The organism is Blastococcus sp. TBT05-19 (assembly GCF_003319095.1).
Classification (GTDB): domain Bacteria; phylum Actinomycetota; class Actinomycetes; order Mycobacteriales; family Geodermatophilaceae; genus Blastococcus.
Genome location: NZ_QOHI01000004.1, coordinates 395530 through 410523 on the forward strand (window position 1 = coordinate 395530; position 14994 = coordinate 410523).

Here is a 14994-nt window from a genome sequence, read left to right on the forward strand (position 1 = left end):
TCCCCTGGGCCGAACTACCGGGGTGTGAGACGAGTCGCGGTCAGGGCAGCCGCCACACCGTCGTGCGGCGGATAGTTGTCGGGTGGGTGGGGGACGGCTCGGTGTCGGGCACCTCGTAGGTGGCGAGCGCGCTCAGCCGGTCCTCCGGCAGGTAGATCCGGCCGGGGTCGCCGATCAGGACCTCCGCGCCCCGCGCCCGGGCCGCCTCCAGGAACGGCAGCACCCGGTCGGTCATCTCGCGGTCGTAGCAGACGTCGCCGGCCAGGATCACCGCGACGTCCGGCGGCTCGCCGCCGAGGACGTCGCCCGTCGGCGTGATGCCCGGGGTCCCGTTGCGCTCGGCGTTGACCCCGATCGCGGCCAGGGCGAACGGGTCGACGTCGCTGGCCAGCACCGAGGACGCGCCGGCCTGCACCGCCGCGACGGCGACCAGACCGCTGCCCGCACCGAGGTCGAGCACCGACCGGCCCGCCACGAGCTCGGGGTGGTCGAGCACGTAGCGGGCCAGCGCCTGGCCGCCGGGCCAGGCCGCAGCCCAGAACGGCGGATCGGTGGACGTGCGCCCCTGCTCGGTCTCCATCGCCTCCCACAGGGCGACGACGTCGGCGGCGATCAGCAGCTCGACCTCGGGCACCAGCTCCGGGCGGACCGGGCGGGTGTGGGCGCGGATGAACTCGGGAGGGACGTCGGGCACCGGGTCAGTCTGCGGTGCGTGACCTGCGCGGCGGACCGGCGACCCTGCCGACCAGCCGCCAGTACCGCCCCGGCATCAGCCGCACGAGCACGTCGGGCACCTTCGCGCTGGCGCCGATGAGCAGCCGCGGACGGCGCTTCTCGACGGCCGCGACGATCTGCGCGGCGGCCTTCTCCGGCGGGATGCGGAGCATGCGCGAGAACTGCTTGCGCCCCTGCTCGTACTCCTCGGCGGAGACGCCGGCGCCGGTGCGGGCGGTCTCGGCGATGCGGGTCCTGATCCCGCCGGGGTGCACCACGGTGAGGCCGACGCCGTCCTCGGCGAGCTCGTGCCGCAGCGACTCGCTGAAGCCGCGCACGGCGAACTTGCTGGCCGCGTAGGCCACCTGGCCCGCCGGCGCGAAGATGCCGAAGACGCTGGACACGTTGACGACGTGCGCCCCCGGGTGCGCCTTCAGCACCGGCAGCATCGCGTAGGTGAGCCGGACGACGGCGGAGAAGTTGATGGCCATGACCCAGTCGAAGTCCTCGAGGCTGACCTGGTCGAGCCGCCCACCGAGCGCGACGCCGGCGTTGTTCACCAGCAGCGTGGTCTCCGGGTGCTCGGCGACCAGCGTCTCGGCGAGCACCGCGGTGGCCTTGTCGTCGGCGAGGTCCACGACGTGCGTGACCACGCGCAGACCAGGGCGCTCGGCGCGGATCCGCCCCGCCACGCCCTCCAGCCGCTCGGCGTCCCGGTCGACGAGGACCAGGTGACTGTCCCGTCGGGCCAGGTCGAGCGCCAGGGCCTCACCGATGCCGCTCGCGGCACCGGTGACGACCGCCGTCCCACCCGCGAAGGAGTAGTCGCGCATCACGCGACCGACTTCTGCGTGCCGGCGGCCACGGGCTGCTTCTGGAAGGTCATGCCCTCGTCCTCGAGCGAGCCGCGCTTCATCATCCGCACGTCGAGGATGTAGTTCTGGTGCAGCCGCCACGGGGTGCGGCCGCCCTGCTTGGGCAACCCGTCCAGGCTGCGCTGCACGTAACCGGACGCCAGGTCGAGGAACGGCGCGTCGGCGCCCTCCGGCGGCGCGACCGGGGTGGCGGTCACGTAGCCCTGGTCGTCGAGGTGGTCGAGCAGCCGGCACACGTACCGGTTGACCAGGTCGGCCTTGAGCGTCCAGGAGGCGTTCGTGTACCCGATGACCATCGTGAAGTTGGGGACGCCGGAGAGCATCATCCCCTTGTAGGACACGGTCTCGGACAGGTCGACCCGCTTCCCGTCCAGCGACAGCGTCATCCCGCCCACCGGCAGCAGGTTGAGCCCGGTCGCAGTGATCACGACGTCGGCCTCGAGGTGCCGGCCCGACTCCAGCTGGATCCCGGTCTCGGTGAAGTGCGCGATCCGGTCGGTGACCATGTCGGCCTTGCCCTTGCGCAGGGTGCGGAACAGGTCGCCGTCGGGGACGAGACACAGCCGCTGGTCCCACGGGTTGTACGGCGGGTTGAAGTGCGTGTCGACGTCGAAGCCGGGCAGCTGCTTGAGGGTGAGCCGGCGGATCAGCCTGCGCACCAGGGCCGGCCGGCGGCGGCTGAGCTGGTAGAGCGCGGTGGAGGCCAGCACGTTCTTCCACCGGACGATCGGATAGGTGAGCCTGTCGGGCAGCCGCTTCTTCAGCGCCTTCGCCAGCGGGTCGCGCCCCGGCAGCGAGAGGATGTAGCTCGGCGTCCGCTGCAGCATGGTGACCTTCGCGGCCTGGTCGGCGAGGTTGGGCACCAGGGTGACGGCGGTGGCGCCGCTGCCGATCACGACGACCTCCTTGCCCGAGAGGTCGAGGTCCTCGGGCCAGTGCTGCGGGTGGATCACCTGGCCGGTGAAGCGCTCCTCGCCCTCGAAGCTCGGGCTGAAGCCCTTCTCGTAGCTGTAGTAGCCGGAGCAGGTGTGCAGCCAGGAGCAGGTGAGCGTGACGGTCTCGCCGGTGTCGGTGCGCTCGACGGTCACCGCCCAGCGGCTGTCCGCGCTCGACCAGTCCGCCGAGACCACCTTGTGGTGGTAGCGGATCTTCTGGGTGACGCCGTACTCACGGGCGGTGTCCTCGATGTAGCGGCGGATGTCGGCGCCGTCGGCGATGGCCTTGGACTCCTTCCACGGCCGGAACGAGTAGCCGAGGGTGAACATGTCCGAGTCCGACCGGATGCCCGGGTAGCGGAAGAGGTCCCACGTGCCGCCCATCGCGGCGCGGGACTCCAGCACGGCGTAGCTGGAGCCGGGCCGCTCGGTCTCCAGGTGGCAGGCCGCCCCGATGCCGGAGAGCCCGGCCCCGACGACCAGGACGTCCAGGTGCTCGCTCGTCATGTGCGCTCTCCACGCTTCGCTCGTCCGGCCGCGGCCGGGGCTTGATCGTCGCTGTCGCAGGACCGTTGTCGGAAGAATCTGCGCCGACGACGCTATCGACGCCTTGTCGAACGAGTCAACACGGTGTCGAGTTACGCGGGAGCAGCGGCTATCCTGCCGTGCTGTGTCGGCTGCACCGCGTGAGGGATCCAGCACCGGACGCGGCCGGCGGCCCGTCCGGCCCTCCGGCGACGACCGCGAGCTGGCCATCCTCGCCACGGCCGAGCGCCTGCTCTCCGAGCGCTCCCTGGCCGCCATCTCCGTCGACGACCTCGCACGCGGCGCCGGCATCTCCCGCCCGACCTTCTACTTCTACTTCTCGTCCAAGGACGCCGTCCTGCTCTCCCTGCTCGACCGGGTCGTCGCCGAGGCCGACACCGCGATGCGGGAGGTCTTCGGCGCCCCGGCGGCCAGCGCCCGCGAGGGCTGGCAGCGGGCGATCGCCGCCTACTACGAGACGTTCCGCGTCCACCGCGCCCTCACCGTGGCGTGGGCCGAGGCGCGGTCGAGCAACGCCGAGGTCAGAGCCCTCTGGTCCTCGGTCTTCGAGCGGTGGGTGCAGCAGTGCGCCGACGCCATCGAGGGCGAGCGCGCCCGCGGGGCGGCCCCTCCGGGACTGCCCGCGCGGGACCTGGCGATCGCGCTCACCTCGATGAACGAGCGGGTCCTCTACGCCACCTTCACCGGCGACGGGCCCTCGGTCGCGGAGGCCGACGTCGTCGACGTGCTGCTGGGCGTGTGGCTGTCGGCGGTCTACGGCGCCGTCGACGGCGTCTGACTCAGATCTCGAGGGTGGCCAGCGTGCTGCCCGTGAGGCTGCCGAACCACAGCCGGCCCTGCGCCTCGCGCACCCCGGTCAGCATCTCGAAGCCGGGGATCTCCCCGCTGAACCGGTGCACGAGCCGGCCGTCGGCGTCGACCGCGAGCACGCCGAGCGTCCGGCCGGGGCTGGGCAGCAGGCTGGGCGGCAGCTTGCTGATCAGCACCCGCAGCAGCGCGGGCAGCCGGTGGATCGCCGCCAGCGAGGCCACCCGCGGACTGGGCAGGGTGATCCAGACCAGCCCGTCGGACCCCAGGGCGATGTTGTCGGGGTGACCGGGCAGGTCGTCGACGAACACCTCGGCCTCGCCGGCCCGCTCCCCCGTCAACCAGACCCGGCGCACCCGCGAGGCGCCGGTCTCGGCGACGGCGACCCATGACTCGTCCGGCGCGAGAGCCACCCCGTTGGCGAACTCCAGACCGCCGAGCAGCTCGGTGACGCTGCCGTCGGGCGCCCGCCGGAACAGCCGGCCGGTGGCCGTCCGCTGCACCAGGTCCGCGCGCCACTGCGGGATGCGGAAGCGCTGCGAGGAGTCGGAGAAGTAGATCGTGCCGTCGGCGGCCACCGCGGCGTTGTTGACCGCCTCGAGCGGTCGGCCACCGACCCGCTCGACCAGGCTGCGCACACCGCCGTCGGCCAGGGAGACGGCGAGCAGGCCCCCCTCGGAGGAGCACACGAGCAGCTCGCCCTCGCCGAGGAACTCCACGCCGAGCGGCCGTCCCGGAACGCGGGCGACGGTCTCCACGGGACCGTGCAGACCCGCCACGCGCACGATGCGGCCGTCGGCCAGCCCGGTGTACACGCGCCCGGCGCCGTCGACGAGGACGTCCTCCGGCCCGTCGCCGACCGCCACCACCGTGGTCCCGCTGAAGTCGCGCACGCCGTTCCTCCCGCTCCGGCCCACGGGCTGCCCGCGGATCAGCGGCAGTGTGCCCGACCGCCCCAGCGGATCAACGGGGTGCTTCCGCCGCGAAGGCGTGCCCGCCGTGGCCGCTGCGCACCACCGTCACCGGGCACGGCGCGTGGTGGACCAGCTGGTCGCCGACCGATCCGAGCAGGAGGCCTGCGAACCCACCCCTCCCCCGCGCACCGACGACGAGCAGATCGGCCCCCTCGGCCGCGCCCAGCAGCGCCGGCACCGGTGAGCGGTGCACCACGTGCGGGGTGACGCGGACAGCTGGGTCCAGCCCGGCCGCCGCCACGTGCGCGGTGAGCTCGTCGCGCACCGCCGTCTCCCAGTCCGCCAGCGGTGGCACGTAGCCGTGCTCCCAGGAGGCGGGACGGGGCGCCGTCGTCATGGACCAGCCGCGCACGACGTGCAGGTCCAGCCCGGCCCGAGCCGCCAGCCGGCCCGCCCACTGCAGCGCCTCCTGGGCGCAGGTGGACCCGTCGTGCCCCACGACGATCCCGCCGTCGACCCGTACGGCCTCGCTCACCTCGTCCACGCCGACCTCCTCGTACCCGGTTGGTGGGGCCAGACTGCCACCGGAGACCTCAGGCGGGAACCGGTCCTGCCGGTCCGCCGGCCAGGGCGAGCTCGTCCTCGGAGACGCCGACGGCGCGGAGGGCCTCTCCCAGCCGGGCGGCGAGCCCGCGGAGCGCATCCCGGGCGTCGTCGTGCTGGCGGTGCAGGTCGGCCAGCTCCGCGGTGAGCCGTGCCCGCTCGGCCACGGCCTCGGCAGCGAGCCGCTCCCGCTCCTCGGCCGCCTCCTGCAGGATCAGCTCGGCCCCGGCACGGGCCTGGGCCAGCATCGCGGCGGCCTGGGCCCGGTCCCGCTGGGCGTCCGCCCGCAGCTGGTCGGCGATGTCGGCGGCCCGCTCCTTGATCTCGTGGGCCTTGCGCAGCCGGGCGTCGGCCTCCAGGCGCGCGTCGGCGAGCAGGCGCGCCGCCTCGGCGTCGGCGGCGGCCACGACCTGGGCGGCCTGGTCCTCGGCGAGCCGCAGGATCGCGTTCACCCGGTCGCTGAACACCGGCTGGGCCTGCGGGCGCTCCTGGAGCTGCCGCCGCATCACCTCCAGCTCGGTGGCGCCGGCGACGACGCGATCGAGCAGGTGCTCGCGCTCGCGCTGCGCCGCGGCGATCTCGCCCTCGGCCCAGGCGACGTAGTTGTCCACCTCGAGGCGGTCGTAGCCCCGGACCGAACCGCGGAAGGCCGGCCGGTGGTCGAGCAGGGTCTCCAGTGCTCCACCGGGCCGCGGCGGGCCCTCCGGCGACGCCTCTCCGTCCACGACACGGTTGTCGGCGAACTCGACACGTCGGACCGACCGCATGCGCCCCCCTGGGAAGTCTGGTGCTCCCGAATCTGCCAGACGCCGCACTCCGCGTGAGCCGCCGTGACAAGGCCGTGACATGCCACGCCGGAGGGCTTGTGGCGCCACGGCGGCGCGTGGCGGACCGACTACGGATCGCTGCCCCCCACCCCTCGCGGGTACCCGGGCATAGCCGGGAGCGACGCCGTGTTGGAGCCGGTGAGATAGTTGCACTCTCAACTAGCACGGAGGCGGACATGCAGTTCGGCATCTTCACGGTCAGCGACATCACGACCGACCCGACCACCGGCCGCACCCCCACCGAGGCGGAGCGGCTGCAGGCGGTCCTCACCATCGCGCAGAAGGCCGAGGAGGTCGGGCTCGACGTCTTCGCCCTGGGCGAGCACCACAACCCGCCGTTCTTCTCGTCCTCCCCCACCACGACCCTGGCCTGGATCGCCGCGAAGACCCAGAAGCTCCTGCTCTCCACGTCCACGACGCTGATCACCACCAACGACCCGGTGAAGATCGCCGAGGACTACGCGATGCTGCAGCACCTGGCCGGCGGTCGCGTCGACCTGATGATGGGCCGGGGCAACACCGGGCCGGTCTACCCCTGGTTCGGCCAGGACATCCGCAACGGCCTCGAGCTCGCGGTCGAGAACTACGCGCTGCTGCGCCGGCTCTGGACCGAGGACGTCGTCGACTGGCAGGGCAAGCACCGCACGCCGCTGCAGGGCTTCACCTCCACGCCGCGCCCGCTCGACGGCGTCCCGCCGTTCGTCTGGCACGGCTCGATCCGCAGCCCGCAGATCGCCGAGCAGGCCGCGTTCTACGGCGACGGCTTCTTCCACAACCACATCTTCTGGCCGCCGGAGCACACCCAGCGGATGGTCGAGTTCTACCGCCGCCGCTACGAGCACTACGGGCACGGCGCCGCCGACCAGGCGATCGTCGGCCTCGGCGGCCAGGTGTTCATGCGCAAGAACAGCCAGGACGCCGTGGACGAGTTCCGCCCCTACTTCGACAACGCCCCGGTCTACGGCCACGGCCCGTCGCTGGAGGACTTCAGCCGCGAGACCCCGCTGACCGTCGGGTCCCCGCAGCAGGTCATCGAGCGGACCCTCGGCTTCCGCGACTACGTCGGTGACTACCAGCGGCAGCTGTTCCTCATCGACCACGCGGGCCTGCCCCTGAAGACCGTGCTCGAGCAGCTCGACATCCTCGGCGAGGAGGTCGTGCCGGTGCTCCGCGAGGAGTTCGCCGCGCTGAAGCCGGCGCACGTCCCCGACGCCCCGACCCACGCCTCGCGCGTGGCCGCGGCCGGCGGGGCGAAGGACTCGACCGTGCACGCCGAGGGCGACAGCGTCACCGGCCGGACGGTGGAGACGGCGACCCGATGAGCACCCGCACGCTGGCCGTGGTGAGCGCGGGGCTGAGCGTCCCGTCGTCCACCCGGCTGCTGGCCGACCGGCTGACGACGGCGACGACGGAGGCCCTGCGCGAGCGGGGCCTCCCCGTCACCGTCGAGGTCGTGGAGCTGCGCCAGCACGCCCGCGACCTCGCCGACAACCTGCTCACCGGCTTCCCGAACGAGGCCCTGCGCGGCGCGGTGGACACCGTCGTCGGCGCCGACGGCCTGATCGCCGTCACGCCGGTCTTCTCGGCGTCCTACAGCGGCCTGTTCAAGACGTTCTTCGACGTCCTGGACAAGGACGCGCTGACCGGCAAGCCGGTGCTCCTGGGCGCCACCGCCGGCACCGCGCGGCACTCCCTCGTCCTCGAGCACGCGATGCGCCCGCTGTTCGCCTACCTGCGCTCGACGGTGGCCCCCACCGCGGTGTTCGCCGCATCGGAGGACTGGGCCGGCGGGGACGCCGGCACACCGGCCCTCACCGGCCGGGTGCAGCGCGCCGCCGGCGAGCTGGCCGACCTGGTCGCCGCCCGCCCGCCGGCGGCCCCGGCCGATCCGTTCGCCGACCCGACGACGTCGTTCGAGGACCTGCTCCGCGGCGCCTGAGGGGCCGAGACGGCCGTCTCGGCCCCTAGCCGGCGGCGGTCGGCGACGGGGGCGCGCTGCCGCCCTGCGGTGACTCCCCCGCCATGATCGCGGCGATCGCCGTCCGGTCGGCCGCCGACGGCAGCCCCCAGCCGGGCTCGTAGCCGTACACCTCGTCCAGCGGCCGCGACTCGGTGCGGCCGGTCAGCACCTCGACCGAGCCGGTGTCGATGAGGCCCGGGTGCTCGACGCCGCAGGCCTCGGACACCTTGAGCAGGTCCCGCCGCAGGGTGCGCACGTAGTTCGCGAGCCGGACGGACTTGAGCGCCGGGTCCAGGCCGTGGGCCAGCCAGGCGTTCTGCGTCGCGACGCCGGTCGGGCAGGTGTCGGTGTGGCACTTCTGGGCCTGGATGCAGCCGATCGCCAGCATCGCCTCGCGGGCGATGTTCACCAGGTCGCAGCCCAGGGCGAAGGCGACCACCGCGTTGTCGGGCAGGCCCAGCTTGCCGCCACCGACGAAGACGACGTCCTCGGCGAGCCCGGCCCGCGCGAAGGTGGCGTACACGCGGGCGAAGCCCAGCTGGAAGGGCAGCGACACCGAGTCGGTGAAGATCAGCGGCGCCGCCCCCGTGCCGCCCTCCCCGCCGTCGATCGTCACGAAGTCCACCCCGCGGCCCGTCGTCGCCATGAGGTGGACCAGCTCCTCCCAGAACGCCATGTCGCCGACCGCCGACTTGATGCCCACCGGCAGCCCGGTCGCGTCGGCGAGCAGCTCGACCCAGTCCAGCAGGCTGTCGACGTCGGAGAACTCGGCGTGCCGGGAGGGGCTCACGCAGTCGACCCCCGGGGGCACCCCGCGGGCGGCGGCGATCTCCGCGGAGACCTTCGCCGCCGGCAGCACCCCGCCCAGCCCCGGCTTGGCGCCCTGGCTCAGCTTGATCTCCAGCGCCCGCACCGGGGCGCCGGCCACCAGGTCGACCAGCCGCTGCAGGTCGAAGCGGCCGTGCTCGTCGCGGCAGCCGAAGTACGCGGTGCCGATCTGGAACACCAGCCCGCCGCCGTGCCGGTGGTGGGCCGACAGCCCGCCCTCCCCCGTGTTGTGCAGGCAGCCGGCCAGCGCCGCGCCGCGGTTGAGCGCCTCGACGGCGGCGCCGGACAGCGACCCGAAGCTCATCGCCGACACGTTGACCACCGAGTCGGGGCGGAAGGCCTTCGCCCGGCCGCGGGCGGCCCCCAGCACCTTGGCGCACGGCAGCTCGACACCGGTGCCGGCCTCGACGTGCGAGGCCGGCACCGCCCGCCCGAAGGTGCGGTGCTTGATGACCGGGTACCCGGCCGTGTACTCGAGGTCGTTGTCGGTGCCGAAGCCGAAGTAGTTGTTCTCCTGCTTGGCCGAGGCGTAGACCCAGCGCCGCTGGTCCCGGGTGAACGGCCGCTCCTCGTTGTTGCCGGCCACCAGGTACTGGCGCAGCTCGGGGCCGACGGCCTCCAGCAGGTACCGCGCGTGCCCCACGACGGGGAAGTTGCGCAGCACGGTGTGCTCGCGCTGCAGCAGGTCGCGCGCGGCGACCGCCGCCACCGCCGAGAGCCCGGCGGCGGCCAGGCGGGAGATCCTGGACATGGGCCTCAGCGTCCCAGCGGCGCGCCCGCCGGACCAGCTGATCGGTCGCGGCTCCTCAGAGGACGGGGCTCCTCAGAGGATGAAGCTCAGCACGAGGGCGAGCACGAACCCGATGGTGCCGAGCAGGGTCTCCATCACCGTCCAGGTCTTGAGCGTCGTCTTCTCGTCCATCCGGAAGAACCGGCTGACCAGCCAGAAGCCGGAGTCGTTGACGTGCGAGAGCACGGTGGCACCGCCGGCGATGGCGATGACGATCAGCGCGAGGTCCGGCCCCGAGAGCCCGTCCGTGGCCTCCACGACCGGCGCCATGAGCCCGGCCGCCGTGGTCAGGGCCACCGTCGCCGACCCCTGGGCCACCCGGAGCAGCACCGAGACGACGAACGCCGCCACGATGACCGGCAACCCGATGTCACCGAGGACGTCGGCCAGCGCCGTGCCGATGCCGCTGGCGCGCAGCACGCCGCCGAACATGCCGCCGGCGCCGGTGATCAGGATGATCGCGCAGACCGGCCCCAGGGCGCTGTTGACGATCGACTCGACCTTCTCGCCGCTCTCCCCGCGGCGCAGCCCGAGGACGACGCTCGCGACCAGCACGGTGATGAGCAGCGCCACCGGCGTCGCGCCGAGCAGCTGACCGGCCCGCACCACGAACGACTCCTCGTCCAGCGCGCCGGCCGTGGCCAGCGTGCTGAGCCCGGTGTTCAGGAAGATCAGCACGAGCGGCAGCAGCAGGATCGCCACGACCGTGCCGAAGCTCGGCGGTGCCGGCCGGGTCGCGGTCTCCGTGCGCGTCCCGCCCCCGGACGCGATCGCCGGCGAGGTCCCCTCGACCGAGGGGTCGGGGGTGTCGTCCAGCGTCTTCTCGTCGGAGAGGATGTCGGGCACGGCGACGTCGTAGCGGCGGCCGGCCCACAGGCCGAACAGGTAGCCGCCGAGGTACCAGGTCGGCAGCCCGATGAGCAGGCCGAAGACCAGCACCAGCCCGATGTCGGCGCCGATCAGCTCCGCGGCGGCGACCGGGCCCGGGTGCGGTGGGACGAACGCGTGCATCACCGCGAAGGCGCCGGCGGTCGGCAGCCCGTAGGTCAGGAGCGAGCCGCCCAGCCGCAGGGCCACGGTGAAGACGATCGGCAGGAACACCACGAGCCCGGCGTCGAAGAAGATCGGGAAGCCGAAGAGCAGCGCGGCGACGCCGAGCGCCAGCGGCGCCCGCTTCTCCCCGAACCGGCGGATGAGGCTGTCGGCCAGGACCTGCGCCCCGCCGCTGTGCTCCAGCAGCCGCCCGAGCATCGCGCCGAGCCCGACCAGCAGCGCAACGTTCGCCAGCGTCGAGCCGAAGCCGGTGGTCAGGGTGGTGACCACGTCCTCCAGCGGGATCCGGGTGGCCAGCGCGGTGAGCAGGCTGACCAGCACCAGCGCCAGGAAGGCGTGCAGCTTCAGCTTCATGATCAGGAACAGCAGGACGCCGACCGCCGCGGCCGCGATCAGCAGCAGCGGCCCGGCGCTCAGGACGGGTTCGACCTCGGGCATGGGTGCCTCCGCGTGGGATCAGGGGGTGGGAGCGTCGGCGGCCGGACCGGTGAGGCCGTCGAGCGAGGCGAGGACGTCGGTCAGCGCGGTCGTGGACCGGGCGACGAGCGGGCGCAGCCGGGCGTAGACCGCGGCGTCGGCGGGATAGGGCAGCACCGGGTCGCCGACCGCGACCAGCGCGGTGGCCGCGTCCAGGTCGGGCAGCGCGCCCAGGGCGTGCAGGCCCAGCAACGCGGCGCCCAGCCCCGCGCCCTCCGGGGAGTCGGCGACCCGCACCGGCAGGTCCAGCGTCGCGGCGAGGGTGCGCAGCCAGAGCCGGGAGGAGACCGAGCCGCCGGTGGCCCGCACCTCGCGCACCGGCAGCCCGGTCGCGGCGAACGCGTCCCGCACCAGTGCGAGCTGCTGGCACACGCCCTCGACCGCCGCCCGCACCAGGTGCGCACGGCGGTGCTCCCGGCGCAGGCCGAGATAGGCCCCGCGCAGCCCCGGCCGCCACCAGGGGGCGCGCTCGCCCAGCAGGTAGGGCAGGCAGAGCAGCCCCGAGCTGCCCGCGGGCACGCCCTCGGCCTCGGCCAGCAACCGCGCATCGAGGTCGTCGGCCGCCTCGCCCTCGGGGTCGGGACCACCGTCACCGGCCATCGCCCGGGCGGCCCAGCGCACGACCGATCCGGCGTTGTTCACCGCTCCCCCGACCACCCAGCGGTCGTCGGTGAGGGCGTAGCAGAACAGCCGGCGCTCGGGATCCACGACTGGCGCGGGGACGACGACCCGCATGGCGCCGCTGGTGCCCAGCGAGACGGCGGCGACGTCGCCCCGCACCGCCCCGATGCCCAGGTTGGCGAGCACGCCGTCGGAGGCGCCGATCACCACCGGGAGCCCCGCCGGCAGCCCGGTCGCCGACGCCGCCCCGCGGGTCAGGCCGTCCAGCACCGCCGTCGTCGGCAGCACCTCGCCCAGCTGGCCGGGAGCGACGCCGGCGACGTGCAGCGCCTCGTCGTCCCAGCGGGCGGTGTGGATGTCGTAGAGCCCGCTGGCCGAGGCGCAGGAGCGGTCGACCACGTGCGGCCCGCCGACGAGGGCGCCCACCACGAGCTCCTTCACCCCACCCCAGCGCGGCACCCCGGTCACCCGGTCGGGGTCCTGGCCGAGCTCCCAGGCCAGCTTCAGCAGCGGCGACATGGGGTGCACGGGGGTGCCGGTGCGGGCGTGCAGGCCCGCGGCGCGGCCGTCGGCCTGCAGCACGGCCGCCTGCTCGGCCGCCCGGTCGTCGGCCCAGGTGATCACCGGGCCCAGCGGCGTGCCGGCGTCGTCCATCGGCACGAGGCCGTGCATCGCGGCGCTGAGCGAGATGCCGACGACGACGTCGCCGCGCTCGCGCGCCCGGGCCGCCACCTGCGCGAGGGCCTCGACCGCCGCGCGCTGCAGCCGGCCGGAGTCCAGCTCCGCCCGGCCCGGCGCGGGCACCTGCAGCGGGTAGCCCACGCTGGCGAGGTCCCGGACCCGGCCGTCGACACCGGCGGTGACCGCCTTGGTGGCCGTCGTCCCCGAGTCGAGCCCGATGACGACGTCCACGACACCTCCCCCGACCGGCACGGCTGCTCCTCGTGATCCTGCTCGTGCCGCCGGTCGGGCGGCAAGCGGGGGTCGGGTCAGCTCGCGCGACGGCGCAGCCGGGCGCCCATCGCGACGTGCAGCGGCCGCAGCACCACGCCGTCGCGCGCCAGGCGCGCCCGCAGCTCGCGCCGGTGGCGGACCACCCCGGCCAGCCCGATCGCCCAGAACAGGTACTGGACCGCGAACGCCGCCCGGAACGCGTCCAGGTCGTAGGCCGTGGAGCCGCCCGGGGTGAGCAGGTCCAGGACCGCCCCGACCGCCAGGATCGTGAGCAGCGAGGCGACGAAGCCCCCGACGTTGACCACGCCGCTGGCGCTGCCGTGCCGCTCCACCGGGTTCTCCGTACGGGCGTAGTCGAAGCCGATCATCGACCCGGGACCGTTCGTGCCCAGCACGACGACGAGCAGCACCAGGAGCCACAGCGGCGACCGCCCCGGCCACAGCAGGACGACGGTCCAGGCGGTCACGGTGGCGAGGAGGATGCCGAAGACCAGCACCGACCGGCGCAGCGGCCAGCGCGCGCAGAGCCGCCCCAGCGCCGGGCCGACACCCATGCCGACCAGGACCAGGAGCGTGAGCAGGCCGGCCGCCGTCCCCGGCGTCAACCCCTGGCCGACGACGAGGAACGGATAGCCCCACAGCAGCGCGAACACCGTGCCGGAGAACTGCGTGACCAGGTGGGTGTAGAGGCCGATGCGGGTGCCCGGCTCCCGCCAGGTGTCCAGCAGACCCTGGCGCAGCTCGGCCATCCCGGGCGGGACCGGCCGGGGCGTGCCCTCGGGTGCGTCGCGCAGGGCCACCAGCACGAGGACGCCGACCAGCACGCCGGTCGCCGCCGCCCCGAGGAACGTCGCCGTCCACGACGTCGAGTGCAGCAGCGCCACCAGCGGGTAGGCGGCCACGATCGAGCCGATCTGCCCGAGGATGCCGGTCAGCTGCGTGACCAGCGGCGCCGCGGTACCCGGGAACCAGAAGGAGACGACGCGCAGCACGCTGATGAACGTCATCGCGTCACCGGCGCCCACCAGCACGCGGGCGGCGATCGCGGTCGGCACGTCCTCGGCCAGCGCCAGCACCAGCTGCCCCGCGGCCATGGTCCCCGCGCCGGCCATGATCATGCGGCGGGAGCCGAACCGGTCCAGCGCCACCCCCACCGGCACCTGGAACGCGGCGTAGACCGCCAGCTGGAGCACCAGGAACAGCGAGACCGCCGACGCGCCCGCCGAGAAGCGCTCCTGCGCGTCGACCGCGGCCACCCCGAGCGAGGAGCGGTGGAACACCGCGACGCCGTAGGCCAGCAGGCCCACGACCCACATCGCGTAGGCGCGGGCCGGTGGGCGGGTTCCGGGCACGGAGGTCACCCAGGAACGACGCCCCGGCGGGCCCGACACTTCCTCGACGGCGGATGAGATGCGTCACCGGAGGGTCGCGCGCAACTAGAGTCCCTCGCCGATGAACAACCTGGTCGACCTCACCGACGACCCGGCCGTGGACGACGGGCAGCGTCGCGGCCGGATCCTCTGGGCGCTCGCCACCTGCATGGCCGAGAAGGGTTACCAGGCGACCACGATCGCCGACATCGCGCGCGAGGGCCGCGTGTCGAAGACGATCGTCTACGCCCACTTCCAGGACAAGGAGCAGTGCCTCCTCGAGCTGTACACCCGCGCCAACGACAAGGTCCTCGAGACCGTGCGCCGGGCGCAGGACGAGGCGCGGGCGGCGGGGCTCCCGTGGCGGGACCGGCTGCGCGCGGGCATCGGCGCCTACCTGGAGACGCTGGCCGCCGGCCCGGCCGTGGCCTGGGCGGCGCTCGTGGAGGTGCAGGCCGCCGGTCCCCGGGCGCGGGCGCTGCGCCGCACGGTCATCGACCGCTACGTCGACCTCATCTGCGACGTCGCGTCCGGCCTGGCCCGGGAGCACCCCGCCGACGTGCGCCCGGTCGGCCGCGAGCTCGTGCTGGCCGCCGTCGGCGGGATGAACGAGCTGATGCTGGCCCGGGTCGAACGCGGCGAGACGGCCCGGCTCCCGGAGGACGTGCCGGCCGCGGCCGACATCCTCATCGGCCTGCTCGAGCAACGCGCCTGACGGCG

The 14994-nt window shown here is 74.1% G+C and carries 14 protein-coding genes; 4 read left to right on the forward strand and 10 right to left on the reverse strand.

The features are described from left to right. Positions 1-40: 40 nt before the first annotated feature. The 3 genes from DQ244_RS13315 to DQ244_RS13325 are packed head-to-tail and all read right to left on the reverse strand — an operon-like array spanning position 41 to position 3031. On the reverse strand, positions 41-694 hold the full coding sequence (locus DQ244_RS13315) for a methyltransferase (RefSeq protein WP_113811947.1): 654 nt from the start codon (positions 692-694) through the stop codon (positions 41-43). A 4-nt stretch (positions 695-698) separates the two neighbouring features. Further along, positions 699-1547, reverse strand: coding sequence for an SDR family oxidoreductase (locus DQ244_RS13320; RefSeq protein ID WP_113812046.1), 849 nt, complete (start codon positions 1545-1547; stop codon positions 699-701). Continuing rightward, positions 1547-3031 (reverse strand): NAD(P)/FAD-dependent oxidoreductase, encoded by a 1485-nt coding sequence (locus tag DQ244_RS13325; RefSeq protein ID WP_113811948.1) that lies wholly within the window; start codon positions 3029-3031, stop codon positions 1547-1549. The genes DQ244_RS13320 and DQ244_RS13325 overlap by 1 nt, the downstream gene beginning before the upstream one ends. A gap of 163 nt (positions 3032-3194) precedes the next feature. On the opposite strand from DQ244_RS13325, the gene DQ244_RS13330 reads away from it, so the two are divergent. Then, positions 3195-3848, forward strand: a complete 654-nt coding sequence (locus DQ244_RS13330) for a TetR/AcrR family transcriptional regulator (RefSeq protein ID WP_113811949.1) — start codon at positions 3195-3197, stop codon at positions 3846-3848. Position 3849: 1 nt separating this feature from the next. Here DQ244_RS13330 and DQ244_RS13335 read toward each other — a convergent pair whose 3' ends face one another. From DQ244_RS13335 to DQ244_RS13345, 3 genes are all read right to left on the reverse strand, one after another. Then, positions 3850-4770 (reverse strand): SMP-30/gluconolactonase/LRE family protein, encoded by a 921-nt coding sequence (locus DQ244_RS13335; protein WP_113811950.1) that lies wholly within the window; start codon positions 4768-4770, stop codon positions 3850-3852. 70 nt (positions 4771-4840) lie between these two features. Next, a complete protein-coding gene (locus DQ244_RS13340; protein WP_113811951.1) occupies positions 4841-5335 on the reverse strand; it encodes a universal stress protein in 495 nt (164 codons plus the stop codon). A 49-nt stretch (positions 5336-5384) separates the two neighbouring features. Then, complete coding sequence (locus DQ244_RS13345; protein WP_147251524.1) at positions 5385-6119, reverse strand: hypothetical protein; 735 nt, start codon at positions 6117-6119, stop codon at positions 5385-5387. Positions 6120-6397: 278 nt separating this feature from the next. Here DQ244_RS13345 and DQ244_RS13350 point away from each other — a divergent pair, with 278 nt between their 5' ends. Both DQ244_RS13350 and DQ244_RS13355 read left to right on the forward strand, forming a co-directional pair. Further along, positions 6398-7543 (forward strand): LLM class flavin-dependent oxidoreductase, encoded by a 1146-nt coding sequence (locus tag DQ244_RS13350; protein ID WP_113811953.1) that lies wholly within the window; start codon positions 6398-6400, stop codon positions 7541-7543. Beyond that, positions 7540-8160, forward strand: a complete 621-nt coding sequence (locus DQ244_RS13355; protein WP_113811954.1) for an FMN reductase — start codon at positions 7540-7542, stop codon at positions 8158-8160. The genes DQ244_RS13350 and DQ244_RS13355 overlap by 4 nt, the downstream gene beginning before the upstream one ends. A gap of 25 nt (positions 8161-8185) precedes the next feature. On the opposite strand, the gene DQ244_RS13360 is transcribed toward DQ244_RS13355, so the two are convergent. The 4 genes from DQ244_RS13360 to DQ244_RS13375 all read right to left on the reverse strand — a co-directional run bounded on the left by DQ244_RS13360 (position 8186) and on the right by DQ244_RS13375 (position 14256). After that, a complete protein-coding gene (locus tag DQ244_RS13360; protein WP_113811955.1) occupies positions 8186-9760 on the reverse strand; it encodes an FMN-binding glutamate synthase family protein in 1575 nt (524 codons plus the stop codon). A 72-nt stretch (positions 9761-9832) separates the two neighbouring features. Then, a complete protein-coding gene (locus DQ244_RS13365) occupies positions 9833-11290 on the reverse strand; it encodes a GntP family permease (protein ID WP_113811956.1) in 1458 nt (485 codons plus the stop codon). A gap of 18 nt (positions 11291-11308) precedes the next feature. Further along, entirely contained in the window at positions 11309-12883 is a 1575-nt protein-coding gene (locus tag DQ244_RS13370) for a gluconokinase (protein WP_233491376.1), read from the reverse strand. A 56-nt stretch (positions 12884-12939) separates the two neighbouring features. Next, positions 12940-14256 carry a nitrate/nitrite transporter gene (locus DQ244_RS13375; protein ID WP_233491377.1) on the reverse strand — a complete coding sequence of 439 codons (1317 nt, stop codon included), beginning with the start codon at positions 14254-14256 and terminating at the stop codon, positions 12940-12942. Positions 14257-14356: 100 nt separating this feature from the next. On the opposite strand from DQ244_RS13375, the gene DQ244_RS13380 reads away from it, so the two are divergent. Then, a complete protein-coding gene (locus DQ244_RS13380) occupies positions 14357-14989 on the forward strand; it encodes a TetR/AcrR family transcriptional regulator (protein ID WP_113811958.1) in 633 nt (210 codons plus the stop codon). Positions 14990-14994 lie beyond the last annotated feature (5 nt).